A 24,492-nucleotide genomic window follows, 5' to 3' on the forward strand; every position below is an offset into this window, starting at 1 on the left:
GACTCGATAGCTCAGTCGGTAGAGCACATCACTTTTAATGATGGGGTCCTGGGTTCGAGCCCCAGTCGGGTCACAAATTTTGTGATTAACAAATTAAATTTCTTGAAAGCAATGACTCGATAGCTCAGTCGGTAGAGCACATCACTTTTAATGATGGGGTCCTGGGTTCGAGCCCCAGTCGGGTCACAAAAGGTCGGGTAATTTATTTTACTCGACCTTTTTTCTTTTGAGGCCATGTGGAGAAACGGTAGACTCGCCATCTTGAGGGGGTGGTGCTCGCAAGGGCGTGAGGGTTCAAATCCCTCCATGGTCACTTAAAGCGGAAATCTTTATTTAAAGATTTCCGCTTTTTTTATTTCAAAACTTCCTTTAAAAACTTCCTTCAAAATCGATTATATTTACATTACTACAAACCAAAAATTACAATAATCGAAATAAATATTATGAAGCCAACACCAGTATTATATCTCATACTATTTTTCATTCTATATTCTTGTCAGACGAATAATGATAAAAAACTACAAAAAGATATTCTTGGAGAATGGATCTACATTAAGACAGATGATCAGCGAAAACCACAGACAAATAATAACCATAATATTCCTCCACCACCTCCTCCATTTGGTTCGCACAAAGAGGGATATGCTTTTTTAGAAAACAATATTGCCGAATATAAATCTGGTTATTTTAAAATGATTAAAACTCAAGAAAGAGAAAATAGAAAGACTTATTTTTTAGGTACTGAAACTAAATATAAAATCGAAAATGATAGTCTGAAAATTTTTGATTTAGAAAGCAAAACCTGGAAAAATCAGAAAATAGAATCTATTCTTGGAGATACATTAACAACAAAAATAGATGATAGCATCTTTGCAAAATACGCAAGAACAAAGTACAAGATTAATCCAGATGAGAATTACGATCAAATTATCCTTTCTTCTTCAGGTTGTTATGGTTCTTGTCCTGTTTTAAATATAAGTATTGACAATAATGGCAATATTATCTATTTTGGCCAACATTACAACACACAAAATGGCTTTTATAAATCTCAAATCACCAAGAGTCAGTATCAAAAAGTCCAAACCAATCTCAAAAAAGCAGACATAATGAATCTTAAAGATAATTATGAAGGAAGCTGGACAGATGACGAAACTATTACAGTAACATTTGTAAAAAACAATAAAATCGTGAAGTCGATTAGTGATTACGGAAGACAATCCCCAGCCACTTTCGTTTGGGCTTACACTCCTATTCGATATTTATACCAGCAAATAAAACTGTCTCCTATAAAAACAGAAGAACTTCTATTTCCGATATGGCGAATCAGTTTCAAAAAAGGAAACCAAATTTGTGATTTGACAAAATCTGAAAGCTATTATTTATTCACAGAAATTTTCAAAGGCAAAGAAACAAATGACACATTTGAGCACAAATACTATATTGAATTTTGGAATGATGAAGACAGAAAAGAAATAGTTCATACCGATGGGAGGTATTTTAAATTTAAAAACAAAACTATCGACATTGGATACAACTTTTTAACGGTAAATAATTTCAATACAAAATTTAGATTGCAAGACAAATACGATTAAAATCTATCATCATTTTTATCCACTTAAAAACAATAAATTTTATTCCACTATAAAACAACACCTTACCAATCTTTCTAAACTTTATTTCAAAATTCATTCAAAAAAGACTTGTAAAGCTAAATAAAGTCCTTATATTTGCACCCTCATTGAAGAAATGAAGACTCGATAGCTCAGTCGGTAGAGCACATCACTTTTAATGATGGGGTCCTGGGTTCGAGCCCCAGTCGGGTCACAAAAGGTCAAGTAATTATTTTACTTGGCCTTTTTTGTTTTCCTCCTATTCCAATCCTAAAAAGTAGATTTAAAAAATCTTTTAATTTCTCTAACTGCATTACCTCATTTTTTGCGCATAATAAAAAAAGAAATTCTCTTACAAAATAAAAACTTTCTTAAATTCGTCTTGAAATAATTAAATCACTAATCCCAAATTAGTTTTATGAAAAACCTACTATTCGCATCACTTATGATGATGACCTGCTCTATCTGGGCACAATCTGCAACGGGCTATTTTGACAAAGCCATGAAAAAAGCTGAAGCCGGCAACACAAAAGGCGCAATTGCCGATTACAACAAAGCGATTCAAATGAGCCCTAAATTTGTTGAAGCTTATCAGAATCGCGGTGTCGCAAAATTCAAACTAAACGATCTCAAAGGAGCTCAAGCCGATTTTAGCAAAACAATTGAGCTAGACAACATGAATGCCGATGCTTTTACTGGCAGAGCCAATGTTAACTACAAATTACAAAAGTATCAAGAAACAATTGATGACTGCACCTCTTCATTAGGTTTAAATCCAAAAGATTACATTGCTTATAATCTAAGAGGTTTAGCATATAGCAGCATTGGCGATAAAAAAAAGTCATGCGAAGATTTTACAAAAGCAATTGAATTAGGAAGTCAGAGCGCTGCAAAAAACAGAGCAACTTTCTGCAAATAGTACAAAACTAAAAAATACGAACAGCCTGTTAAGATTTCTTAATCTAGCAGGCTGTTCTGTTTTTATCAAAGTAATATATTTCTTAAGAAAAAAATACCTGATTTTAGGTAAAAAATATATTATTAATACGTAAACCTCTAATTCTCTATCTTTTTAATCTAGTTTTAATGCCGAGTATTAGATTTTATTTTACATTTGTTGACTTAATCGCGAAAAATGATAAACAATATTAAAACTGTTTTCAGCATTAAAGATCTTGAGAACTTATCTGGAATAAAAGCGCATACCATACGCATCTGGGAAAAGAGATACAACATCCTTGAACCAATGCGAACCGATACTAATATTAGATTTTACAATCTTCATAACCTGCAGAAACTATTAAATATTACGTTACTGCACGAATACGGCTATAAGATTTCTAAAATCGCAACATATCCTGAAGAAAAAATACCGCAACTGGTACGCGAAATAATTTCGAAAAAAAATTCTCAAAACTATGCCATTACATCTTTCAAAATGGCAATGATGAACTTTGACCAAGAGTTATTCTTCAATACATTTGATTGGCTTATTACAGAGAAAACATTTAAAGAAGTTTTTAAAGATCATTTTTTACCTCTTTTAAAAGAGCTAGGATTATTATGGCAATCTGAAACAATCACGCCTGCAAATGAACATTTTATGAGTCATTTAATCAAGCAGAAAATATTGATTTATACAGAAAGTCTTCAAATTAGAAAGCCAATCAAAACCGATCGAATTTTTGTTTTATCACTTCCGTTAAACGAAATTCATCAAATCGGATTACTATACTTGCAATACGAAATCCTTGACAAAGGCTACAAAACCATTTATTTGGGAGAAAGTATGCCTATTGAAAACTTACAGGATTTAACGAAACATTTTGAAAACATTACATTCATCTCTTTCATGACTGTTCAGCCGGACAGAAGCGTAATTAATCAATATGTAAAATCGATGGGGCAGAAATTATTACAGAAAAACAATGAAATCTGGCTTATGGGTAAAATGGTTGAATACATAGATGAAAAGGTTCTAACAGACAGAATTCGAGTTTTTGATTCGATGGAAGAAACTATTAATATGCTATAATTTATTTTTGTTTAAGTTTTTCTTATATTTGTTAAACAAATGAGAAAAACTATCCAAATAATAGGCTCAGGCTTCTCTTCTTTGGCAGCCGCGTGTTACCTTGCCCAGCAAGGAAATAAAGTTACTGTTTACGAAAAAAACAGTACAATTGGCGGACGTGCAAGACAATTTAAAGAAGATGGTTTCACTTTTGACATGGGTCCGAGCTGGTATTGGATGCCAGATGTCTTTGAACGCTTTTTTCAAGATTTCAATAAAAAACCTTCCGATTATTACGAACTGATAAAACTAAATCCAGCCTATCGGGTTTATTTTGGAATCGATGATTTTATTAGTATTTACGATAATCTAGATGAAATAAAATACACTTTTGAGACCATCGAAAAAGGAAGCGGTCAAAAACTGCAAAACTTTATTGATCAAGCCAAAAGCAATTATGATATTGCAATTAAGGATTTGGTCTATCGTCCTGGAATTTCGCCGCTAGAATTAGTGACAAAAGAAACTGCATTAAAACTCAATCAGTTTTTTAAGAACGTAAGCACCGATATTCGCAAAAATTTCAAGAACGAGAGACTAATTCAGATTTTAGAATTTCCTGTTTTATTTCTCGGAGCAAAACCAACCAAAACACCTTCGTTTTATAATTTTATGAATTATGCCGATTTTGGCTTAGGAACTTGGCATCCTAAAACGGGAATGTTTGATGTTATTCGAGGAATCGAAAAACTGGCATTAGAACTTGGCGTTACCATAAAAACCAATTCGAAAATTGATAAAATAGTCGTTGAAAACAAAACCGCAAAAGGAATTGTAATTAATGGCGAAATCCTAAATGCAGATATCGTTTTAAGCGGAGCCGATTATCATCATTCTGAAACATTAGTAGAAAAAGAGCACAGAATGTATTCTGAAAAATATTGGAAAAGTAGAGTTTTTGCACCTTCTTCTCTTCTATTTTTTGTTGGTTTCAATAAAAAGATAGAAAATATTTCGCATCACGCTTTATTCTTTGATGTCGATTTTAATCAGCATGCTGCCGATATTTACGATAATCCAAAATGGCCGAATGCTCCGTTATTCTATGCCAATTTTCCGTCCAAAACAGATTCAACTGCGGCGCCTGACGGGATGGAATCTGGATTTTTCTTAATTCCGCTTGCGCCTGGAATTGAGGACAATGAAGCTTTACGAGAAGAATACTTCGAAAAAATCATCACACGTTTTGAAGAACTGACACAGCAAAAGATAAAAAATAGCATTATCTTTAAGAGATCATTCTGCAAAAATGATTTTGTAGCCGATTACAACGCCTATAAAGGAAACGCTTACGGAATGGCCAACACGTTATTGCAAACGGCTTTTTTAAGACCAAAATTAAAAAGCAAAAAAATCAAGAATCTATATTTTACAGGACAATTAACTGTTCCTGGCCCAGGTGTTCCGCCTGCTTTAATTTCAGGAAAACTCGCAGCTGAATTAATTCAAAAATCTTTTAGATCTTAAAAAATGAAATCACTATTTGACGCCGTTTCTTTCAAATGCAGCAAACTGGTAACCAAAAATTACAGCACCTCATTTTCGCTAGCCGTAAAAATGCTTTCTCCAAGCATTCGCGATGCCATTTACAGCATTTACGGATTTGTTCGTTTTGCTGACGAAATTGTAGATTCATTTCATGAGTATGAAAAAGAATATCTTATTGAAGATTTCGAAAAAGAATATTACAAAGCAATGCAATTAGGCATTAGCTTAAATCCGATTTTGAATTCGTTTCAGCAAACTGTCAAAGAATATAATATTACAGACGATTTGGTTCAGGCATTTTTAAAAAGCATGAAAATGGATCTCATAAAATCTAATTATCAAACTCAAACCGAGTACATCGATTATATTTATGGTTCTGCCGATGTAGTGGGATTAATGTGTTTGAAAGTTTTTGTTTCTGGAAAAGAGCACAAATACGAACAGCTAAAAAACGAAGCCATGCGTTTGGGATCTGCTTTTCAGAAAGTAAATTTCTTGAGAGATTTAAAAGATGATAATACGATTTTAAATCGTGCTTATTTTCCAGGCATCAACCTGAATAATTTCAATGAAGATTCGAAAAACCAAATCATCAAAGAAATCGAAGAAGATTTTAGAATTGCCTATCAAGGAATTGTAAAATTACCAATCGAAGCAAAATTTGGAGTTTATACCGCTTATGTTTATTATAAAAAACTGCTTCAAAAGCTAAAAAACACACCGTATTACGAGATCGGAAATTCTAGAATTAGAGTTTCTAATTATACCAAAGCGGGACTTTTGGCGCAGTCTTTTGTGACTTATAAATTGAAGTTGGTATAATCATCGCATCGTTTTGTCATTCCGAGGAACGAGGAATCGCACTCGCAAATCGACAAAGATTGAATTTTCGTTGCGGAGTTACTTGCTTTCCTTCGACTCCGCTCAGGATAACAAAAAAATGATAAAATCATTAATAAAAACAACCTTTTGAGTCAATCTTTTATAATTTAAAGCTAAATTCAAAACCAATAAAACGATATTTTTAAAACATCAATATTTATAAAATGATTTCTTTTTTAATCTTTTTAGGCGTTTTTCTTTTCATGGAATGTGTGACATGGCTTACGCACAAATACGTTATGCATGGATTTATGTGGTATTTTCATGCCGACCATCATCAGCCGAAATACGAAAACACTTTTGAGCGCAACGATATTTTCTTCGTCATTTTTGCTACTCCGAGTATTATTTTATTCTACTTTGGCGTTCAAGGCGGATTTAACTATTTGTTTTTTATTGCTTGCGGCATTACGCTTTATGGCGCTTGTTATTTTTTAATTCACGATGTCTTGATTCATCAGCGTTTTAAATGGTTTAAAAACACCAAAAATAAATACCTCATCGGACTTAGAAAAGCACATAAAATACACCACAAACATTTACAAAAAGAAAAAGGAGAATGTTTCGGAATGTTATTCGTACCATTCAAATATTATAAAATGTAGCATTATTTGGGCATTTTTTAAAATCGATTTGATTATGAAATTATACAAAATAACAACCGTACAACATATCAATGCAAGCGCAGAAGATTGCTGGGATTTCTTCTCAAGTCCGAAAAATTTGCAAACCATTACACTCGATAACATGAATTTCCAAATTCAGGATTATGATGGAAAACGTATGTATCAAGGACAGATTATCACTTATACCTTAAAGCCACTTTTCGGAATCAAAATGTCTTGGGTTACCGAAATTACAGCTTGCCAAGAAAACGAGTATTTTGTAGACATTCAGCAATTCGGGCCTTATAAACTATGGCATCACAAACATTTCTTTGAACCAACACCAGATGGAGGAACCAAAATGACAGATATTGTTCATTACGCTCTCCCATTTGGAATTCTAGGCAGAATCATGAATCGCTTGGTTGTAAAAAACAAATTGAAAAGCATTTTCGATTATAGATTTAATAAAATCGAAGAATTATTTAATTTGAAAAAATAAGCCCCCGATTTCACAGATTAGCACAGATTAAAAAATCATTTTAAATTCTAATAATCTGTGGCAAAAAAACAAAAACAATGACAAAACAAAAAGTTACTTTATTTTGGTTTAGACGCGATTTGCGTTTAGAAGATAATACAGGTTTATTTCATGCCTTGCAATCAGACTTTCCTGTTGTTCCTCTTTTTATTTTCGATGATGATATTTTAGAACATCTTCCAAAAAATGACGCCAGAGTAACTTTCATTTATGCTTCACTCGAAAAAATAAATACAGAATTAAGCAAATTAGATTCTTCCATTTTAATCAAAAAAGGAAAAACAAAAGACGTTTGGAAATCACTCATTGAAGAATTTGACATTCAATCTGTTTTCTTCAATAAAGATTATGAACCTTTTGCCATTAAACGTGATAGCTTAATTTCATCTTTATTAAAGGAAAATGACATTGAATCTTTCTTTTTTAAAGATCATGTAATCTTCGAAGAAAAAGAAATCACAAAAGCAGACGGACTTCCATATACCGTTTACACGCCTTATAAAAACAAATGGCTGGAGAAATACCATCTTTCAGGCTCAGCACCAGAATACGATTCGGCTTCATATCAATCTAATTTTGCGAAGAATAAATTCAAGTTTCCTGAATTAGCCGAAATCGGTTTTGAAAGAAGTGCTATAAAAGTACTTCCGCACAACTTAACTCAAATTGCTAATTATAAAGAAACCAGAGATTTTCCAGCTTTAGACAGTACTTCATATCTTTCTCCACATTTGCGTTTTGGAACAGTGAGTATTCGAAAATTAGTAAATTGGGCCAACAGAAAAAATCAGACTTTTTTGAGTGAATTAATCTGGAGAGAATTCTTCATTCAGATTCTGTTTAGTTTTCCGAATTGCGTTAATCATAATTTCAAGTCCAATTATGACGGAATTCAATGGCGAAATAATGAGGAAGATTTCAAACGCTGGTGTTCGGGAACAACAGGCTACCCAATGGTTGATGCCGGAATGCGCCAATTAAATGAGACTGGTTATATGCACAATCGTGTCCGTATGGTTGTGGCAAGTTTTCTTTGCAAACATTTACTCATCAATTGGCAATGGGGCGAAGCCTATTTCGCAGAAAAACTTCTAGATTTCGAATTGGCATCAAACGTAGGAAACTGGCAATGGGCAGCAGGAACAGGTTGCGACGCAGTGCCTTATTTTAGAGTTTTCAATCCCGAGATACAACAAAAGAAATTTGACGAAAAAGGAGAATATATTAGAAAATGGATTCCTGAGTTTGATTTTGGTTATAATGAACCAATGGTTGATCATGCCTTTGCTAGAGATCGTGCGATTTCTACTTACAAGGCTGGGATTTTGAAATAAAGTTTTTATTTTAGGTTTACACTGGATGCTTAATTTTATTTCACGCAGATTTTGCAGATTTATACTCATTTTTATCATCCTGAGGAACGAAGAATGGCAAACTAAACAAAAAAACTTTGTCAAAGTTTTAAACTTTGACAAAGTTCTATGTGTAAAGTTCGGTTAACATGAAACCTGAAACTTGAAATAAAAACTTTAATACTTCAAATAATTATCAACTAGAATCTTAGCCTTCAAATCAAACATTAAATTGTACAAACCAAAGAAAGTACGATTCATGTAAATAAAGTGCTTAGAACCACGATTTCCGTTCATTTTTTTAAGGTTTGTATCTTCTGAGAAACGTTTTCCTAATTCGGCAATTGCATTGAAGAATTTTTCATCGGCAAAATCGAAAGTTTCGTTTTGGAAAGGTTTCGTGAAAAGCGATAACAAATCATGAAACATTTCGGTAAAATATTCAATTTCTGCAGGTGTATCATCTTGACGAAGAATTTCTAATTCGAATAATTTCTCACTAAAAAGCTTTTCGTCGGTAATTACATTTTTGTTGATTAGCTCAAAATATGGTGTGTAGAAATCGTCTGGAATTTGTTTCATACATCCAAAATCTAAAGCAATCAATTGGTTTTGATCATCTACCAAAAAATTTCCAGGATGTGGATCTGCATGAACTTTTTTCAAAACGTGAATCTGATACATGTAAAAATCCCAAAGTGCTTGACCTAATTTATCTCCTACTTCTTGATTGGTATTTTTAGCTGTAAACTCAGAAAGATGAATTCCTGTCATCCAATCCATTGTGATAATCTTCTCAGATGAAAACTCAGGATAATAGTTTGGAAAAGTTATATTTTCAATCTTGCTGCAAGCATCAACCACTTCTTGGCTTTGTTTCAATTCTAACAAATAGTTAGTTTCTTCAATCAGTTTATCTTCAACTTCTTTGAAATATTTATCAGAATCTTTTCCTTGAAGATTAAACATTCTAATCGCAATTGGTTTAACCAAAGCCAAATCTGACGAAATACTATTGGCAACACCTGGATATTGAATTTTAACGGCTAGTTTTTTATCTCCTTTCTTTGCTAAATGCACCTGACCAATACTTGCTGCATTGACAGAATTCGGATTAAACTCATCGAAAATTTCATATGGAGTTTTTCCAAAATTGCTTTTAAAGGTTTTTAAAACCAAAGGAGCAGAAAGCGGCGGAACAGAAAACTGCGACAAAGAAAACTTCTCTACATAAGCTTGAGGTAAAAAGTTCTTGTCCATACTCAGCATCTGAGCTACTTTAAGAGCACTTCCTTTTAAGCTTTTTAGTCCGTCATAAATATCTTCTGCATTGTTCTCGTTTAGTTTATCACGCGTTAGATCTGGATTTACCATTTTCTCAGCATAATGCTTTACGTAGTTTACACCAATTTTAGCACCGGTCTGAACCAATTTTCCCGCTCTTTCAATTTTTGAAGTTGGGATATAATCTATCGTTTTCATTATCTACTGTATACTTTTTCTTTGAACAAAAATTTCCCGAAATCAAGCAAATGATTCATCGGAGCTACATTCATCAATTCAAATGAGGCATTAACCGATTTTTCTATAAAAATATCGGTTTTCTCAAAAGCAGGAGATTCATCTTCCATCCAGAATTTAATGGTTAGCATTAATTGCAACCAAGAAGATTCTTGAATCGTTTTTTCCTGAAACTTCTGAAATCTTTCTTGTTCTAATCTATAATCGTCGGTTAAAATTTCAGCAACATAATCTTTAAAACTATTTCTAAGCGTCGTTAACTGAACTAAATTTTTAAGCGGATTTCTATCTATTTTAAGCGATTGCAAAACATAACTTCTGTTTGCTGTTAGGATTTCGAAGAAAGTAAAATAAAAACTTAACATTTTATTCTTCATGTCATATCCCTGATACTCTTCGTTTTTATGAAGAAGATTGACTGTGTTTTCAAAAAACAGTCGAAATATTTCTTTTTCTAAACCTTCTAATGTTCCGAAGAAAGCATAAAACTCAGCTTCAGTAAAATCATTTTCTTTGGCAAAATGATAAACCGATTTTGGTTTTTGTCCCTTTTCTAGAACCTCTTCCATATATTTTGAAACGATATCATCCTTGGTAATTACCTTTTTTTTAGTCGCCATTTTATTAAAATTTAGAATTTGCCATAAAGGTAAACATTGTTTAAGTACCTTTACTAATCCTTAAACACTATACACTGTTAAATATATTATAAACTATTATGGCTCAAAATGTTCTATTAACAGGCGGAACTGGTTTCATTGGAAAATATTTGACAGATGTTCTGATCGAAGCAGGTTTTTCTGTTTCTGTTTTGAGTCGTTCTGATAAAAAAGACAGTGCAAGAATTACCTATTATAAATGGGACATAAAGAAAAACTACATTGATAAAAATGCAATTCTAAATGCCGATTATATCATTCACCTTGCAGGCGAAGGAATAGTAGAAAAAAGATGGACCAAAAGACGCAAAAAAGCTATTATAGAAAGCCGCGTAAGACCAGTAGAAATGATCTATTCTATTTTAGAAATGAACAATAAAAAACTGGAAGCCTTTATTTCTGCTTCTGGCATTGGAATTTACGGTGCCATTACAAGTCATAAAATCTGTACTGAAAATACTCCGCCAGCTGATGATTTTCTTGGCATTACATGTCAAAAATGGGAAAGCGCTGCCGATAAAATTAGTTCTTTAAATATTCGAACAGTCAAAATTAGGACTGGTATTGTTTTGGGCAAAAATGAAGGTTTCTTAAAAAAAATGATTCCTACTTTTAAGTCCGGTTTTGGTGCCATATTAGGTTCAGGCAAACAATATCTACCTTGGATTCATGTTGAAGATTTATGTCAGATTTATTTAAAAAGCATTGAAGACAACCAACTTGAAGGTGCCTACAATGCTTGTATTACTGACAATACCACAAATGCTCGATTTTCTAAAACTATGGCAAAACTATACGATTATAGTATATGGCTGCCAAAAGTTCCGCCTTTTGTGTTAAAGATTTTACTTGGGCGAATGAGTGTAGCTGTCTTGACAGGACAACGTGTTTCTTCAGAAAAAATTCAGAAAACAGGTTTTGAGTTTCAGTTTACCGATCTAGAAAAGACACTTATAAACTGTATAAAGTAGTTTTTCACTTAAGTGTTAGCATCGTGTCATCACTGCGTACAACACCCGTGAGTTCTGTATTGGCCGTTTTTGCAATTTTGGCAGCAATAGTAGTTGGAATACTAATATTGAAATCAGATACTGCAATTGGAAAATCGGAAATAACCTGAATTCCTTCTGGAACTCTTTTTATCAAAGCATTTACGATAATCTCCTTCGACTTTCCGCGCAAATTAAGCTTGCCCTTTATTTGGTATTGTTTTTCAACCTCATTAATATCTTTCAAATCAAATTTTTCAATCTTTCCTTTAAACACAGCTTTAGGATAACGATTGCTTTGCATATAATTTTCATTGAAATGCTCTTGCATCAAATCTAATTTAAAACGAAAATCTTTGATAATAACAGTACAGATAAAAGTACTTGTTTTAGGTTCTAAAAGTATGGCAACTTGTCTATTTACAGCTCTCACTTCTTCAAATAGCGGAACAGACGCTTCAAAATTTATTGTCCCTGTATTTGTAAAAAATTTGTCTTGGGCAATGACAGAAAAAGCAGTAAAAAGTAAAAATAATAAAGTAGTTGTTTTCATAATCGTCTTCATTTAAACAATTATGTCATTCCATTTATTCTGACTAAGAGAAAAAAAATCAGATTCTAATTAATCTGAAAAAAATCGAACGGCAATACTCAGTGAAAAATTTCCGTAACCCAATAATTACACTTAAAGTTACGGAATTTTTGTATGCGAAGTTTTAGAACTTATGCTAAATATTTGTGAATGTTTTAATTGAAAAATAAGAGGTATGAGATGTCAAATATTGTCAAAACTTAACTTTTTACTTCTGTACAAATCTCAATCAAAAATCCGTTTAAATCTCTTGCGTATGCTACAACTTGTCCCCACGGTTTTTCTACAGGTTCTAAAACAATAACAGCTCCAAAAGAAGTAGCTTTTTGCAAAACTTCTGGAACATTCTCTGTAATAAAGCCAATTTCTATTGCAAAAGGTTTGTCTTCTAAACTGCTTTCGATAAAACCATCAGGTAAATTTTTTGAAGCTAATTTTTTTGAAGCAAATGAAAGTGTTGTTTCTCCCGTAATTAATTCGCCATAATCATTATCTGGTGTGACAAATTTTCTCGAAAAACCAAATGCGTTTTCGTAAAACGAAATAGTTTCTTCGACATTTTCAACATATAAAATTGTATATCCAAACTTGACCATGCTTTCTAAATATTTAATGATTTCAATAAATATAAGAAAATTTAGCTAATTTCTAAAAGAACATTATATTTTTCAAGGCTCGCCAAATCTTCGATAGAATTAATATTGGTCAATTTTTCGTGTTCTTCTACTTCTTTTCGAACTTCGATATGTTTTATTGCTTTTCTAAAACGGCGCACTTCTTCCAAATTAGATAAAATCAATCCTGGAACCGGAACGCTTTTTCCGTCTTTATCTTTGGCAACCATTGTAAAATAAGATGAATTACAATGTTTGATAGCCCCTGTCTGAATGTTTTCTGCTTCTACACGTATACCTACAATCATAGAACTTCTTCCAACATAATTTACAGAAGCTTTCATTGTTACTAATTCTCCAACTTCGATTGGTTTCAAAAAGTTTACCGTATCTACAGAGGCAGTCACACAATAATTTCCGCTGAATTTTGATGCTGATGCAAAGGCAATTTGATCTAACAATTGTAAAATATATCCTCCGTGAATTTTCCCGCTAAAGTTGGTATGCGAAGGCAACATTAATTCTGATATACTAACTTTTGATGATGAAACGGGTTTAAAATCTGTACTCATGTTTTTGTTTTTGGTATTTTTTTGATTAGTTATATTCTATATTACGTTAGTCTTTCTTCTTGCGTCTTTATCCTTCTAATTCAATAACTCATTTTCATCTGAATTTATCGCTCTTGCAATAATATTGTCTGGAAGCGATTTCTTTGCTTTTGCTCCCATTTTTTTTAATCTTTCTACGCTCGAAATCAGGTTTCCTTTTCCGTCAACCAGTTTATTCATGGCGCTTTCGTATTCAGTTTTAGTGTCTTTTATTTTATTTCCTATTCGGACTAAATCGGACACAAAACCTTCAAATTTATCATATAAAGCTCCTGCTTGTCTTGCAATCTCTAACGCATTTTCTTGCTGTTTTTGATTCGTCCACATACTATCAATTGTTCGTAAAGTTGCCAAAAGTGTGCTAGGCGTTACAATTACAATATTTCTATCAAATGCTTTTGTATATAAAGAGGGATCTTCGTTTAAAGCAATTGCAAAAGCGGGTTCCATTGGAATAAAAAGCAGTACAAAATCGGGACTTTCCATTTGATACAAATCATGATAGTTTTTACTTCCCAATTGCTCGACATGCCTTTTTATAGAAATAACATGTTCTTTAAGAAATTCTATTTTTAAAAGTTCCGACTCTTCGTTTACCCATTTTTCGTAAGCTGAAAGCGAAACTTTAGAATCAACAATCATTTTCTTACCATCCGGAAGATTAATTACAACGTCTGGCAAAACACGATTTCCTTCGCTATTGGTAAAACTTTGCTGGACTTCATATTCTCTTCCTTTTTCTAATCCTGATTTTTCTAAAACACGTTCTAGAACCAATTCTCCCCAATTTCCCTGCATTTTACTGTCGCCTTTTAGAGCTTTAGTAAGATTTAAGGTTTCTTTGCTCATTTGCGCGTTCATTTCGCTCAAACCAATAATCTGCTGACGAAGTGCTGCATGATAATCTATGCTTTCTTTATGTGTTTGTTCTACTTTCTGTTCAAATACCAAAATTTTATCCTGCAAAGGAGTTAGGATATTTTTCATATTAACGGTATTCTGTTCGGTAAACTTAGCCGATTTTTCTTCTAAGATTTTATTCGCAAGATTTTCAAACTCTTTAGTGAATTTTTCCTGAAGTTCATTGATTTCGCTTTTTTGTTCTTTATGACGTTCCCATAAATTTTCAAAATCAACTTCTTTTTTAGAAAGCTGAATTGCCAAACTATCTTTTTCGGTTCGGATGTTTTCTTTCTCAGCAATATTTAACTGCAATTGTTTCTGAAAATTATTTTTTTCGTTTTCAAACTGCTCTTTCTGCATTTGCAATTGACCGTTTAACGCATTTAATCTTTCCTCAGAAATGACTTTTTCTGACTGAAATTTTGATGCAGAAAGCATTCTACCTACGTATATGCCCATAAAAAGTGCAACAACAAAACCTAATAAAAACGGTATATAATCAGACATAACTAAGTTTATTTTACGTAAAAGTACGCAATAATACGTAGTGCTTAGTTTTTAAAACGGAAATTTCACTAATTCATTCTCAATTCAAACTAAACCAACATTTTATTTTTTCAAAAAAAATAAGAACCTCAACGCAACCTTTTTTTAAAACTGCTATCTACTAAAATATAAACCTATCAAAATAATTATGAAAAAAATAATGCTTGGCTTATTTGTAGCCTTCGGATTCAGTGCCTGTTCTCTTAATGATGGAAATAACTATGTAGATTGTGGTTCTAATACTGTTGTAAATTTTACTGGTTTTCCTTTCTCATGTAATTATAGCGAAAAAACATTGCAAAATAATCCTGCCGCAATTGTTGTTGGATCTCAGGAAAAAATGAATCAATATTTTACAAAACATACTAACAATTGCCCTGTTGCAAGTGATCCAAATATTGATTTTACAAAAGAATATTTGGTTGGACTTTTTGCTGGCGCTAAACCTACAAGCGGTTACGAAATTGTAATTAGCTCTATTGTAGAAAACAATTGCGAAATTGTTGTGAACTATTACGAAAAAACTCCGGCTGTTGGCGAAAACGTAACTCAAACCCCAACTTACCCAACTAATTTTGTTTTGATTCCGAAAACGTCAAAAGGAATGATTTTCAACAAAACAACAGAGAATGCAGATAATATTGTTATTGGAAGTTTTAACAACCAATGTGCTAGTTCAGATTGCCAAAAATTCTACCAAATTAACGATTACAACACTTTAAAATTCTTAAATGTTGGTGCAAAACAATATGATTTTGGACAATACAGATATACTCCAACAATTAAAAGAGGCGAATATACTTTACTTTTAAAAGAAGTTCCTGCAGAGATTTTAGCTTTAAAAGGACAAACTAAAACATACGGTACTCCAGATGCAGGAGATCAAGGCGGAGTTTATTTTGAATTGCGTCAAGCAGGAAACACTACAAAAATTTATATAGACAACAATGACACAGCAGATCAAAGTGCTGACGTAAAACAATTCAAGAAAAAGATTCAAGACAAAATTACAAGCTTAAAATAATTTAAATCATGAAGCATCTCTTTTTATCTTTTATTGCCTGCTTTCTTTTTACATCAATGATTTCTGTAAATTCTTCTAAAGAAAAAATTACAGGATCAATAATCAATACTTGGATTTGGGAAAAATCTATAGGAGGTTCTAGCAATCCTTATGTGGCTACCCCAAAATCAATTGGGTTTACTAAGAAAATTATCTTCACCCAAAACGGAAGAGTTATTACTTATAAAAACAATGTAGAAATAAGAAACAGTGTTTATAAGATAGAAAAAGGAAAAGCATATTTTGACCAATCAGAACGTGATCTAATTACGTTCGAAGGCAAAACCTACGTGATAGAAAACCTTGACAATCAAAACTTAACAATAGTAAGTAACCATCAAGATGGTACTCGAACTATTTTTAAAAGATAGTTTTGTAAGCTATTTAAAACTATTTTTGCAAAATCAAATTTGAACCATTTCTTGAAAGACGAGTTAGAAAAATATATCAAACTGTGCATTAAAAATGACAGAGAGGGACAACTGAAAATTTATCAGTTGTTCTCTCCTGTTTTATATGGCATCTGTTTGAAATATATGAAGAACGAAGATGATGCGAAAGATGTTTTTCAGGAAGCTTTTGTAATTGCCTTTCAGAAAATAAGCCAGTATAAGTTTGAAGGAAGTTTCGAAGGCTGGCTAAAACGGATTTTTATAAACAAACTCATTGAGACTTTAAATAAGAAGAAAAAAGAAAGTTTCTATTTGGATGTTTTTGATCCTGACACCGATTTTATAGAAGAAGAGGAATTAGAAGTTATTCCGATAGAACAGGAAAAACTACTAGAATACATTCGGGATTTGCCAGATCAATATCGGACGGTTTTTAACTTGTATGTATTTGAAAAAATGAAACACAGAGAAATCGCCGAACTACTAAAGATCTCCGAAGGGACATCAAAATCAAATTTAAATCGCGCCAAACATATATTACAAAAGCGAATTTTGAGCATAAAAAATTTTAAAACAGCATGAAGAAGCATAAAATAGAAGATATTTTTTCATCAATGGAAGACTTTTCGAGTGTTCCGCCTCCAGAATTATGGAGTCAGATTGAAGAAAAATTAGACAAACCTAAAAAGAAGAAGAGAGTTGTTCTTTGGTGGTCGGCTGCTGCATGCTTATTATTAGGGTTGCTTCTGCCTTCAATATTACATTTTACTGCTTCGCCTGAAAATATCAACCTCAACAAAGGCGGTTTAGAAAACAGCAACAATAGTGTTGTTCTTGACAAAAAAACAAATGACAACTCTAGCAACAAAAATTTAGATCAAAATAAAAATATTGGTAAAACGATAGATTCTTTAAATGAAAATTCAGTAAGAAAAAATCAATTTAATACCACATCTGGAATTCAAGTTCAAGAGACTTCTGTAGCTCAAACAAATTCTAAAAACAAAACGAATAAAAAAGATTCTAAATATAGCACTCCAAATGTTGCCAATACTCCAAACGAATCGGTTGCATTTCAAAATTCTAGTATTTCAGAAGATAAATCGATTGTGAAATCTTCTAGCAAATCTATCTTAGGAAATAATTTAAAAACTTCTAATAAAGGAATTTCTGAAGAACGTATTGCATTTGGCAAACAAAGTAAATTTAACTCGACAGCAAACAAATCGCTCTCAAAATCTATTTTTGACGAACAATTGACAGCTAAAAACAACAAAAATATTGCTTTCAATAGCCAAAGTTCTTCTGTAAACAACAGCTCTTCTGTAAACAGCAATGTATATAAATCGAATACTTCTATTTCAGGAAAAACTGAAAATAGCCGTACCGATAAAGCAGTTATCATAAAAGACGATGTAAAGCTTAATAACACTTTAAGCAAAACAGACTCTATTCAATTGGCTGAACTTCAGAATTTGGAAAAAGGTATTTTATCTCCTGAAAAGACAAAAGAAGAAAAAGAGAAAAAAGACAATTTGATTGATAAAAAAGAAAGATGGGCAGTTGCTGTTTTTGCTGGTGTTGCAAGTTCTGAAAACACTAAAAACGAAAAAACTCTGGGCAACGTAAACGATTCTAAACAATCTAATTCTTATGGAGTTAAAACAAAATACAGCATTAATAAAAAATGGGCTGTTGGATCTGGTTTAAAAATTAATGAATTAGGACAAAGCGTTGCCAATGTATCGTATTTAAGTGCCAAAAACAATGCTTTTTTTGCTCCAGACTCTTATCCAGTTGCTGCTGCTGGCAATCAACCAAGTCAGGATTATCTTTTGATTTCTAATAGCACAAAAGAAGCTCTGAAGAATGAAAACGTGCAAACGGGTAAATTGGATCAAAACTTAAGATATATTGAGATGCCACTTGAGGTTTCTTATTCTATTTTTAATAAAAATAAAGCCAGCATTAATTTAAACACTGGAGGTTTTGTTGGTAAACTAATTTCTAACAATGTGAATTTGGATGGACATTCTATTGGAGAAAATATGAATGCTAATGATTACGTTTATGGTTCTACTTTAAGCAGTACGGTTCAATATCGTGTGTACAAAAAAACCAATGTTTTTGTTGAACCTGCTATGAATTATTATGTCAATCCGTTAAACAGCCAGTCTTTCAACCAATTTCAATGGGGATTAAATTTTGGTCTTAATGTTGCTTTCTAACAAGAATTTGCAGTAATTTTCAAGAATTCTTGAGAATTGAATTTTTATGAATTTTACTACTGCTCCAGCTGATTTGCTATTAAGCAAAGAAAGCGTTTATGATAAGGCTGAATTATTGCTTGCTTCTTTGCAAAAAGAAAGTGAAAGTGACGAATACAAGGCGCATCGTTTTCTAATAAACAATAAGAAGATTTGCTATCGAGAAGCAAAAGTTACTCCAACCAAAACAGGACAGTTTGTTACTTTATGGAAACGCAATCAAACTGGGATCATTGAACCTTTCGCCTATTCTGACGATATAGATTTTGTAATTATCACTGTTCGAAAAGATCAGAATTGGGGACAATTTATTTTTCCAAAAAAGATAGCGTTAGAAAAAGGTATTTTTTCTACCCAAAACAAAGAAGGAATTAGAGCGACAAGAGTATATCCGCCTTGGGATGAAACCTCAAGCAAACAAGCTCAAAAAACACAGAAATGGCAATTGGATTATTTTTTTCTTTTTACCGATCAAGGTCAAATCGATTTTAATGAAATCAGAAAAATATTTATATAAAAAAAGGCAGTCTTAAAATGACTGCCTTTTCCAATTAATAGTAAGCACTTATTTTTTAATCACTTTATCTTTAAAAATAACTTTATTATTTTCGGTAACCGTGTAAAAATAAACTCCAGAAACTAAATTATTAACAGCAATAACTGCTGTACTAATTTCAGATTCGTTTTTAACGCTTATTGGGTTTCCAATTGCACGGCCGTTAACATCATATAATCTAATTTTCAAATCTCTTCCTTGTGTTGTTTTGATATCAAAATTCAAAATATCTGTTGCAGGATTTGGATAAGCTTTTACGAAATATTTGTTTTTCGCTCCAAAATCAGGTGTAGAAAGTACGTCTTCTTTCAAATAGAAACGAGCAATTACTGGTCCGTGGTCTGAAGTCGTTGTGGTGTAATTTGAAATAAAATTTCTTGGGTCATAAACTGCGATTGAGTTATCTATGTAATCTTCATTCAATTCATCAGAAATCAAAATATGATCTAAAAATCCTTTTGAACTTAAAAAGCTATAAGCTCCAGCCTGACTAATGCCTAATGTCAAAGCATTATAACCAGCCGTATCTTCTACAAATTTCTGATAAGATGACGGTGTATTTGCATTACCAACCCAAGCTTTTACATCATCATTAAAATCTCCTAAAAGAATTAAATTTGAATTTGGATATTCTGTATCTAATGCATCTTTAAGATAATCTATATCGTATTTGCGCTGATTGTATTTTGAAATATCAGTTCCGCTGTTTGCACGTGCGTGAAGATCAATTAAGTTAATTTCTTTTTTAATTCCGCCAATATTAGCCTCAACTTGAACCAAATAAGGAAGACGTCCCGATGAGAAAAAACTATCATCGTTCTCTTCTGGAGTTTTTGTTCCTGGATAATTTGGTAAAACCACCGTATTCGCAAGAATTTGATCGAATAAATCTTTAAACAATACTTTTGTACTTTTTACAGTAGTTGTTTGTGTATTGTAAATCACAACTAGTTTTTGTGGTGGATAATAAGGATCTAAAGGCTTAAATGAATACGACCAAGAAGTTGAGATTGTTTTATCGAATGTTTTTCCGTTGATGCTAATTTTTTTAATTAATTCTTCAAGAGCCAGGTCATCAGAAACTTCTTGAACTACATAAACATCTGCGTTTAATGTGTTCATTACTTTAGCTGCGTTTTCTACTTGTAACGCATCATTCGTTGGGCCAAATTCTTTACCAGTAGCATCTCTAACATCGGTTCCAAAAAACTCTAAATTATAAGATACTACATCGTAAGTATCTGCTTTTAATATAGAAGTTCCTGTAAATAAACCAATTTGTTTAGTTAGAGAGCTTCCTGTAACGGTTAAAACGCCAGAGATTGTTGGTTCTTTTGTTGTTGGAACAAATCTTGCATAAATTGTTTTTCCTGCTTCAGATTCGGCAGAAGCAACAATAACACTTGATGCAAATGAAACATTATCTAATGATAACTCGTAAGACGCTGGAGCAGTAATAGTAATATCGTCATAACCTGCAGCATTAAAAACAAAAGACTGACTAGCAGAAACCGAATTCGGACTTACATCTGCAAAATCTAAAAATGGGTTTGAATCCACATATTTTGATTCATCGATAATAGCAAAATCATCAAAAGACCATTCGGCAGCATTATCAAGCCCACCAGAAGTCGTTTCGTAAACCCAAGCCAAATAAGTATGATCTGTTTTATAAGCTATTAAATTTATATATTCTGATTTTTCGTAAGTTCCTGTATTACCTGGAAATTTACCATCTAGTGGCGTCCATGTGGCTGTATTGGGATCACTTACTCCGTCGTAGTTTGTAGAAACTACTAATTTTAAAGATGGTCCATCATAATATTGACGAGAATAAAAAGATAATAACGGAATGTGGTTAAAACTATCTAAACGTAATCTTGGAGAAATTAACCAGTCTTTACTAGCTCCAGCATCTGAATATCCGTTCATTAAAACTGCACCAGTTCCAGAGTTAACATTTCGTGATTGGTTAGTATAAGACCATTTGTTTAAAGGTCCCGCCTCATTATATTGTACCCAATTACTGTTTACAAAAACATTTGCATCGTCAAATTTTTGTACTAAAGGATTTACTCCAAGCGCTGTTAAATTAACCGTTTTAGTTATTCCACCTGTTGTTTCATGAATTATTGAACCTGTAAAACTGGCAACTGAAGTAGGAGTAAATTTTACATAAACTGTTGGTGTGGCATTAGAATCAAAATCGGTTGGAACAAAAGTTAAAGATGATGAATATGTTGCATTATCTTTTGAAATTTGGAAATCTCCTGAAGCAGTAACCACTACATTTGCAGTAAGATCTGAAGCTCCTATCTGGTAATTTTTAACTAAAGGATCAAAATTTGGTTCGGTACCACCTAAATTTAATACCGCAACCGAAGGAGATATAGCAGGAGGCATAACACTTAGCGTTGTTACATCTACTCTATTAACTGATGCTTGTATATTTCCTGCAATGTCTTCTGAAATAGAAAAAATAGAATATGCTGTATTTAAAGGCAACCCTGTAAAACTTGCTATATATTCTTGAGAAGAATTTGTTACATCAAAAATCCCTGATTGCAACGCTGCAACTCCATTTGAATCCTGCCCTGCTTTTATTTGTGCAATTGTTGGTTCTTCGCTACCACCTGGTAGTAAGACATAATACGTTTTTCCAATTTCATCAATTTTATTAATAAAATCAAAACTTTCTGCTAAAACATTTGCTGCTTTTGGGTAACCTGAAATATTAGCTGGAGCAAAAGTATCTTTTCTAATATCTAAATCATCAATTGCAAAAGATGGACGCCCTCCACTGCCTGAAATTTGTCTTGAAGCCCAACGTATTTGAACTACAGGCTGATTATCACATTCTGCAGGTAAAGTAATTTTTCTTAGTTGAGGATTTTGTGGCGCAGTAGTATTACTAATTTGATTGCTAGAATTATTTCTATATGCCGTTCCTAAAAGTGAAATAAAATCTCCCGTAGTACCAACTCTATATTGCAAAATCACTTCATTAACTCTCGTATTTGTAGCATCAGAAGGATTTCTTATTGTCATTACGTTATATGTAACCTGTACATTTGTTGTTCCAACACTTGAAAAAGCAAAACCAATTGTAAGATTGACACTCCCTGTGTTTAAAAAACCTAGTTTACCAACATAATTATAAAAACCTCCTGAATTAGTATTTGCACCTTTGCCAATAAGTATAGTATTATAATCTGTAAAAGTTGAAGAAGTCAAGTATTGAGTTACTCCACCATCATTACCACCAAGAGTCCAACCTTGAAATCCTGCTGGAAACTGTGCATCTGTAGCTAGCCATGATTCAAAATCTTGTTTGTAAGGTAATGGTTCTTGCGCCTCTGGATTAGTTTGACCAAAAAGATCTCCAGAAAAGCAAGCAAAAAAACACAAAAGAGCCAGAATAAGGCGCGAAAAGTAAAGTTTTTTCATACGTTAAAGAATAGAGTTTTTAGAGTTCAAATTTATCTTCTTTAAAATTAAGGGAATGTTACAAAACCATCAACTTAATGTTTGCTTTTTTATCAATATAATTCAATAAAGCTTAACACATACTTAAAGATACTAAAATAAAAATAACAAAAAAGCCTTATTACAAAACATTACTCAAATAATAAGCATCTCAAAAACACTAACAAAAACTCCATGTTTCCTACAAATACAGCAGTTTCAGCAAAAAAAAGCAGTAAACTTTCGCTTACTGCTTTTTCAATTGTCATGTTATTTACTCTAAAAAATAATTAGACTGCGGTATAACCTCCATCGGCTATAATATAACTTCCTGTTGTGAAAGAAGATTTCTCAGAACTTAAAAATGTTACCAATTCGGCAACTTCTTCTGCTGTCCCTAAACGATTCATTGCAGATTTTGCCGCAACAGCCTGCATCATTTCCTTATTCAAATTATCTTTTAAAAGTGCTGTTTCTATATAACCCGGTCCAACAGCATTGCATCGAATATTTTTCTGAGCATATTCTACCGCAATATTTTTTGTCAAACCAACTACACCATGTTTACTTGCAGTATACGCGACACTATTTGGAGCGGCAACTTGTCCGTGAATCGAAGCAATATTTACAATACTTCCTCCCCCGTTTTTCTCCATTTGTTCTAGTTGATAACGGCAGGCATAAAAAACACCGCTCAAATTAAGTGCAATAACTTTATCCCAAGCTTCTTGCTCATATTCTCCAGTTGGTTTTGCTGGCCCTCCCATTCCTGCATTGTTACAGGCAATATCCAATCGACCATATTTTGAAACCGTAACTTCAACCATATGCTTGTTGTCATTGGCACTCGACGAATCTCCTTTTACAAAAAAAGCTTCTCCGCCCTTATCTTTTATTGTTTTTACGGTTTCTTCACCGTGCTCTACATTTATATCAGCTACTACTACTTTTGCTCCTTCTCGAGCGTATGCTTCTGCCACTGCACGTCCGATTCCTGAACCCCCGCCAGATACAAAAGCTACTTTATTTTCTAAAAGTGCCATTTTATATATGTTTTTAAATTGATTCTTCTAATTTACGAAGAACTTGAGCATTGGCGAAGCTTTCAAAAGAGTTTAAAACAACATTAACGTTAAGCGCTAATGTTATGTTATTTGACATTAAATTGACAAGATTTTGTTTAAAATTTTGTATTATCTAATTCTCTTCGTCCAATTTCATGTTTCCACGATCTTCATGATTATCTGGATGTGAGTTTGAATATCGATTTGGAGTTATATCAGAGTTACGATCTTTATTCTCTACTGTTTTATTTGCTTCTTCCTCTGTTTCTACTCCGCGATTTGCATTTGGATTATTTGGATTTATCTGATGCTTCGCTACATTTATATCTTCATTTTCGTTTCTAGCTCTTTCAACAATTTTTTTATCGCCATCTGCATCTGTAATCAATTCTTTATTCAGTTTGGCATCTTTTAATTCTTTATCGTGCGAAACGTTTTTTCCTTTAGACTCGTCTATATTTTTTTGCGTTCCGTTTATCTTTTTCGTTCCTAATTTATTCGTTTCCATAACATTATATTTTAGTTTATAATATTACAAATTCTAATTGCAAAAAAGTTATGGCTTAAGATTGCTTTCTTTTATAATTGCCATCTGTTTTTTTATTTATTACCTTTATTCAAAGCAACTTAACAACCTTAATTATTATGAATTTCTTCAAAATCAAAACCAGCTGGTCCAATTCCGAATTTATCTTGAT

At 32.5% G+C, this 24,492-nt stretch carries 23 protein-coding genes and 4 tRNA genes; 18 read left to right on the forward strand and 9 right to left on the reverse strand.

The genetic code is table 11. The features are described from left to right. The 12 genes from AC1Q5Z_RS20450 (at position 1) to AC1Q5Z_RS20505 (ending at position 8,534) form a co-directional block, all read left to right on the forward strand. A tRNA-Lys gene (locus tag AC1Q5Z_RS20450) sits at positions 1-73 on the forward strand. A 40-nt stretch (positions 74-113) separates the two neighbouring features. Continuing rightward, positions 114-186: transfer RNA gene (locus AC1Q5Z_RS20455), tRNA-Lys, on the forward strand. Positions 187-230: 44 nt separating this feature from the next. Continuing rightward, positions 231-313: transfer RNA gene (locus AC1Q5Z_RS20460), tRNA-Leu, on the forward strand. A 130-nt stretch (positions 314-443) separates the two neighbouring features. Then, positions 444-1,592 carry a DUF6438 domain-containing protein gene (locus AC1Q5Z_RS20465; RefSeq protein ID WP_492446626.1) on the forward strand — a complete coding sequence of 383 codons (1,149 nt, stop codon included), beginning with the start codon at positions 444-446 and terminating at the stop codon, positions 1,590-1,592. Between the two features lie 159 nt (positions 1,593-1,751). Next, a tRNA-Lys gene (locus tag AC1Q5Z_RS20470) sits at positions 1,752-1,824 on the forward strand. Positions 1,825-2,028: 204 nt separating this feature from the next. Beyond that, the gene (locus AC1Q5Z_RS20475) at positions 2,029-2,529 is read left to right on the forward strand and encodes a tetratricopeptide repeat protein (RefSeq protein ID WP_233074196.1); all 501 of its coding nucleotides are present in this window, start codon (positions 2,029-2,031) and stop codon (positions 2,527-2,529) included. 216 nt (positions 2,530-2,745) lie between these two features. Next, positions 2,746-3,645: a MerR family transcriptional regulator gene (locus AC1Q5Z_RS20480; protein ID WP_343589106.1), complete on the forward strand. Its 900-nt coding sequence runs from the start codon at positions 2,746-2,748 to the stop codon at positions 3,643-3,645. A gap of 39 nt (positions 3,646-3,684) precedes the next feature. Further along, complete coding sequence (gene crtID / locus AC1Q5Z_RS20485) at positions 3,685-5,151, forward strand: bifunctional phytoene desaturase/3,4-desaturase (RefSeq protein ID WP_492446628.1); 1,467 nt, start codon at positions 3,685-3,687, stop codon at positions 5,149-5,151. 3 nt (positions 5,152-5,154) lie between these two features. Beyond that, positions 5,155-5,994 (forward strand): phytoene/squalene synthase family protein, encoded by an 840-nt coding sequence (locus tag AC1Q5Z_RS20490; protein WP_343589102.1) that lies wholly within the window; start codon positions 5,155-5,157, stop codon positions 5,992-5,994. Positions 5,995-6,218: 224 nt separating this feature from the next. Next, positions 6,219-6,659: a sterol desaturase family protein gene (locus AC1Q5Z_RS20495; protein WP_198858158.1), complete on the forward strand. Its 441-nt coding sequence runs from the start codon at positions 6,219-6,221 to the stop codon at positions 6,657-6,659. Between the two features lie 34 nt (positions 6,660-6,693). Next, on the forward strand, positions 6,694-7,161 hold the full coding sequence (locus tag AC1Q5Z_RS20500) for an SRPBCC family protein (protein ID WP_286966663.1): 468 nt from the start codon (positions 6,694-6,696) through the stop codon (positions 7,159-7,161). Between the two features lie 77 nt (positions 7,162-7,238). Further along, positions 7,239-8,534, forward strand: coding sequence for a cryptochrome/photolyase family protein (locus AC1Q5Z_RS20505; protein WP_492446630.1), 1,296 nt, complete (start codon positions 7,239-7,241; stop codon positions 8,532-8,534). A 195-nt stretch (positions 8,535-8,729) separates the two neighbouring features. Here AC1Q5Z_RS20505 and AC1Q5Z_RS20510 read toward each other — a convergent pair whose 3' ends face one another. Next, positions 8,730-10,034, reverse strand: coding sequence for an ABC1 kinase family protein (locus tag AC1Q5Z_RS20510; RefSeq protein WP_492446632.1), 1,305 nt, complete (start codon positions 10,032-10,034; stop codon positions 8,730-8,732). After that, positions 10,034-10,693, reverse strand: a complete 660-nt coding sequence (locus AC1Q5Z_RS20515) for a TetR family transcriptional regulator C-terminal domain-containing protein (RefSeq protein WP_343589094.1) — start codon at positions 10,691-10,693, stop codon at positions 10,034-10,036. Before AC1Q5Z_RS20515 ends, AC1Q5Z_RS20510 begins: the two co-directional genes overlap by 1 nt. A gap of 98 nt (positions 10,694-10,791) precedes the next feature. On the opposite strand from AC1Q5Z_RS20515, the gene AC1Q5Z_RS20520 reads away from it, so the two are divergent. After that, positions 10,792-11,703, forward strand: a complete 912-nt coding sequence (locus AC1Q5Z_RS20520; protein ID WP_492446634.1) for a TIGR01777 family oxidoreductase — start codon at positions 10,792-10,794, stop codon at positions 11,701-11,703. 4 nt (positions 11,704-11,707) lie between these two features. Here AC1Q5Z_RS20520 and AC1Q5Z_RS20525 read toward each other — a convergent pair whose 3' ends face one another. The 4 genes from AC1Q5Z_RS20525 to AC1Q5Z_RS20540 form a co-directional block, all read right to left on the reverse strand. Further along, positions 11,708-12,274 carry a YceI family protein gene (locus AC1Q5Z_RS20525; protein ID WP_198858164.1) on the reverse strand — a complete coding sequence of 189 codons (567 nt, stop codon included), beginning with the start codon at positions 12,272-12,274 and terminating at the stop codon, positions 11,708-11,710. 239 nt (positions 12,275-12,513) lie between these two features. Further along, entirely contained in the window at positions 12,514-12,909 is a 396-nt protein-coding gene (locus tag AC1Q5Z_RS20530) for a VOC family protein (protein ID WP_198858165.1), read from the reverse strand. Between the two features lie 41 nt (positions 12,910-12,950). Next, the gene (locus AC1Q5Z_RS20535) at positions 12,951-13,499 is read right to left on the reverse strand and encodes an acyl-CoA thioesterase (protein WP_286966654.1); all 549 of its coding nucleotides are present in this window, start codon (positions 13,497-13,499) and stop codon (positions 12,951-12,953) included. 75 nt (positions 13,500-13,574) lie between these two features. Further along, positions 13,575-14,948: a DNA recombination protein RmuC gene (locus tag AC1Q5Z_RS20540; RefSeq protein ID WP_198858167.1), complete on the reverse strand. Its 1,374-nt coding sequence runs from the start codon at positions 14,946-14,948 to the stop codon at positions 13,575-13,577. 187 nt (positions 14,949-15,135) lie between these two features. On the opposite strand from AC1Q5Z_RS20540, the gene AC1Q5Z_RS20545 reads away from it, so the two are divergent. The 5 genes from AC1Q5Z_RS20545 to AC1Q5Z_RS20565 are packed head-to-tail and all read left to right on the forward strand — an operon-like array spanning position 15,136 to position 19,226. After that, positions 15,136-16,011 (forward strand): protease complex subunit PrcB family protein, encoded by an 876-nt coding sequence (locus AC1Q5Z_RS20545; RefSeq protein WP_198858168.1) that lies wholly within the window; start codon positions 15,136-15,138, stop codon positions 16,009-16,011. Positions 16,012-16,019: 8 nt separating this feature from the next. Next, complete coding sequence (locus AC1Q5Z_RS20550; RefSeq protein ID WP_492446637.1) at positions 16,020-16,421, forward strand: hypothetical protein; 402 nt, start codon at positions 16,020-16,022, stop codon at positions 16,419-16,421. A 51-nt stretch (positions 16,422-16,472) separates the two neighbouring features. Further along, on the forward strand, positions 16,473-17,024 hold the full coding sequence (locus AC1Q5Z_RS20555; RefSeq protein ID WP_198858170.1) for an RNA polymerase sigma factor: 552 nt from the start codon (positions 16,473-16,475) through the stop codon (positions 17,022-17,024). Further along, positions 17,021-18,670, forward strand: coding sequence for a hypothetical protein (locus tag AC1Q5Z_RS20560; protein ID WP_343589086.1), 1,650 nt, complete (start codon positions 17,021-17,023; stop codon positions 18,668-18,670). Before AC1Q5Z_RS20555 ends, AC1Q5Z_RS20560 begins: the two co-directional genes overlap by 4 nt. Positions 18,671-18,716: 46 nt before the next feature. After that, complete coding sequence (locus AC1Q5Z_RS20565) at positions 18,717-19,226, forward strand: MepB family protein (protein ID WP_198858172.1); 510 nt, start codon at positions 18,717-18,719, stop codon at positions 19,224-19,226. Positions 19,227-19,274: 48 nt separating this feature from the next. Here AC1Q5Z_RS20565 and AC1Q5Z_RS20570 read toward each other — a convergent pair whose 3' ends face one another. The 3 genes from AC1Q5Z_RS20570 to AC1Q5Z_RS20580 form a co-directional block, all read right to left on the reverse strand. Then, a complete protein-coding gene (locus AC1Q5Z_RS20570) occupies positions 19,275-22,712 on the reverse strand; it encodes a T9SS type A sorting domain-containing protein (protein ID WP_492446639.1) in 3,438 nt (1,145 codons plus the stop codon). Positions 22,713-23,020: 308 nt separating this feature from the next. Continuing rightward, positions 23,021-23,773, reverse strand: a complete 753-nt coding sequence (locus AC1Q5Z_RS20575) for an SDR family NAD(P)-dependent oxidoreductase (protein ID WP_492446641.1) — start codon at positions 23,771-23,773, stop codon at positions 23,021-23,023. Between the two features lie 154 nt (positions 23,774-23,927). Then, the gene (locus AC1Q5Z_RS20580; protein WP_343589080.1) at positions 23,928-24,302 is read right to left on the reverse strand and encodes a hypothetical protein; all 375 of its coding nucleotides are present in this window, start codon (positions 24,300-24,302) and stop codon (positions 23,928-23,930) included. Positions 24,303-24,492 lie beyond the last annotated feature (190 nt).

The organism is Flavobacterium sp. GW823-FHT06G12 (assembly GCF_058794775.1).

What these genes read in the sequence shown, in the direction of transcription:
- AC1Q5Z_RS20510 (WP_492446632.1), bottom strand. Translation starts at nt 10,034, where the DNA reads ATGAAAACGATAGATTATATCCCAACTTCAAAAATTGAAAGAGCGGGA.
- AC1Q5Z_RS20465 (WP_492446626.1), top strand. Translation starts at nt 444, where the DNA reads ATGAAGCCAACACCAGTATTATATCTCATACTATTTTTCATTCTATAT.
- AC1Q5Z_RS20500 (WP_286966663.1), top strand. Translation starts at nt 6,694, where the DNA reads ATGAAATTATACAAAATAACAACCGTACAACATATCAATGCAAGCGCA.
- AC1Q5Z_RS20570 (WP_492446639.1), bottom strand. Translation starts at nt 22,712, where the DNA reads ATGAAAAAACTTTACTTTTCGCGCCTTATTCTGGCTCTTTTGTGTTTT.
- AC1Q5Z_RS20545 (WP_198858168.1), top strand. Translation starts at nt 15,136, where the DNA reads ATGAAAAAAATAATGCTTGGCTTATTTGTAGCCTTCGGATTCAGTGCC.
- AC1Q5Z_RS20560 (WP_343589086.1), top strand. Translation starts at nt 17,021, where the DNA reads ATGAAGAAGCATAAAATAGAAGATATTTTTTCATCAATGGAAGACTTT.
- AC1Q5Z_RS20525 (WP_198858164.1), bottom strand. Translation starts at nt 12,274, where the DNA reads ATGAAAACAACTACTTTATTATTTTTACTTTTTACTGCTTTTTCTGTC.
- AC1Q5Z_RS20490 (WP_343589102.1), top strand. Translation starts at nt 5,155, where the DNA reads ATGAAATCACTATTTGACGCCGTTTCTTTCAAATGCAGCAAACTGGTA.
- AC1Q5Z_RS20480 (WP_343589106.1), top strand. Translation starts at nt 2,746, where the DNA reads ATGATAAACAATATTAAAACTGTTTTCAGCATTAAAGATCTTGAGAAC.
- AC1Q5Z_RS20520 (WP_492446634.1), top strand. Translation starts at nt 10,792, where the DNA reads ATGGCTCAAAATGTTCTATTAACAGGCGGAACTGGTTTCATTGGAAAA.
- AC1Q5Z_RS20515 (WP_343589094.1), bottom strand. Translation starts at nt 10,693, where the DNA reads ATGGCGACTAAAAAAAAGGTAATTACCAAGGATGATATCGTTTCAAAA.
- AC1Q5Z_RS20565 (WP_198858172.1), top strand. Translation starts at nt 18,717, where the DNA reads ATGAATTTTACTACTGCTCCAGCTGATTTGCTATTAAGCAAAGAAAGC.
- AC1Q5Z_RS20505 (WP_492446630.1), top strand. Translation starts at nt 7,239, where the DNA reads ATGACAAAACAAAAAGTTACTTTATTTTGGTTTAGACGCGATTTGCGT.
- crtID (WP_492446628.1), top strand. Translation starts at nt 3,685, where the DNA reads ATGAGAAAAACTATCCAAATAATAGGCTCAGGCTTCTCTTCTTTGGCA.
- AC1Q5Z_RS20580 (WP_343589080.1), bottom strand. Translation starts at nt 24,302, where the DNA reads ATGGAAACGAATAAATTAGGAACGAAAAAGATAAACGGAACGCAAAAA.
- AC1Q5Z_RS20495 (WP_198858158.1), top strand. Translation starts at nt 6,219, where the DNA reads ATGATTTCTTTTTTAATCTTTTTAGGCGTTTTTCTTTTCATGGAATGT.
- AC1Q5Z_RS20530 (WP_198858165.1), bottom strand. Translation starts at nt 12,909, where the DNA reads ATGGTCAAGTTTGGATATACAATTTTATATGTTGAAAATGTCGAAGAA.
- AC1Q5Z_RS20575 (WP_492446641.1), bottom strand. Translation starts at nt 23,773, where the DNA reads ATGGCACTTTTAGAAAATAAAGTAGCTTTTGTATCTGGCGGGGGTTCA.
- AC1Q5Z_RS20550 (WP_492446637.1), top strand. Translation starts at nt 16,020, where the DNA reads ATGAAGCATCTCTTTTTATCTTTTATTGCCTGCTTTCTTTTTACATCA.
- AC1Q5Z_RS20540 (WP_198858167.1), bottom strand. Translation starts at nt 14,948, where the DNA reads ATGTCTGATTATATACCGTTTTTATTAGGTTTTGTTGTTGCACTTTTT.
- AC1Q5Z_RS20535 (WP_286966654.1), bottom strand. Translation starts at nt 13,499, where the DNA reads ATGAGTACAGATTTTAAACCCGTTTCATCATCAAAAGTTAGTATATCA.
- AC1Q5Z_RS20475 (WP_233074196.1), top strand. Translation starts at nt 2,029, where the DNA reads ATGAAAAACCTACTATTCGCATCACTTATGATGATGACCTGCTCTATC.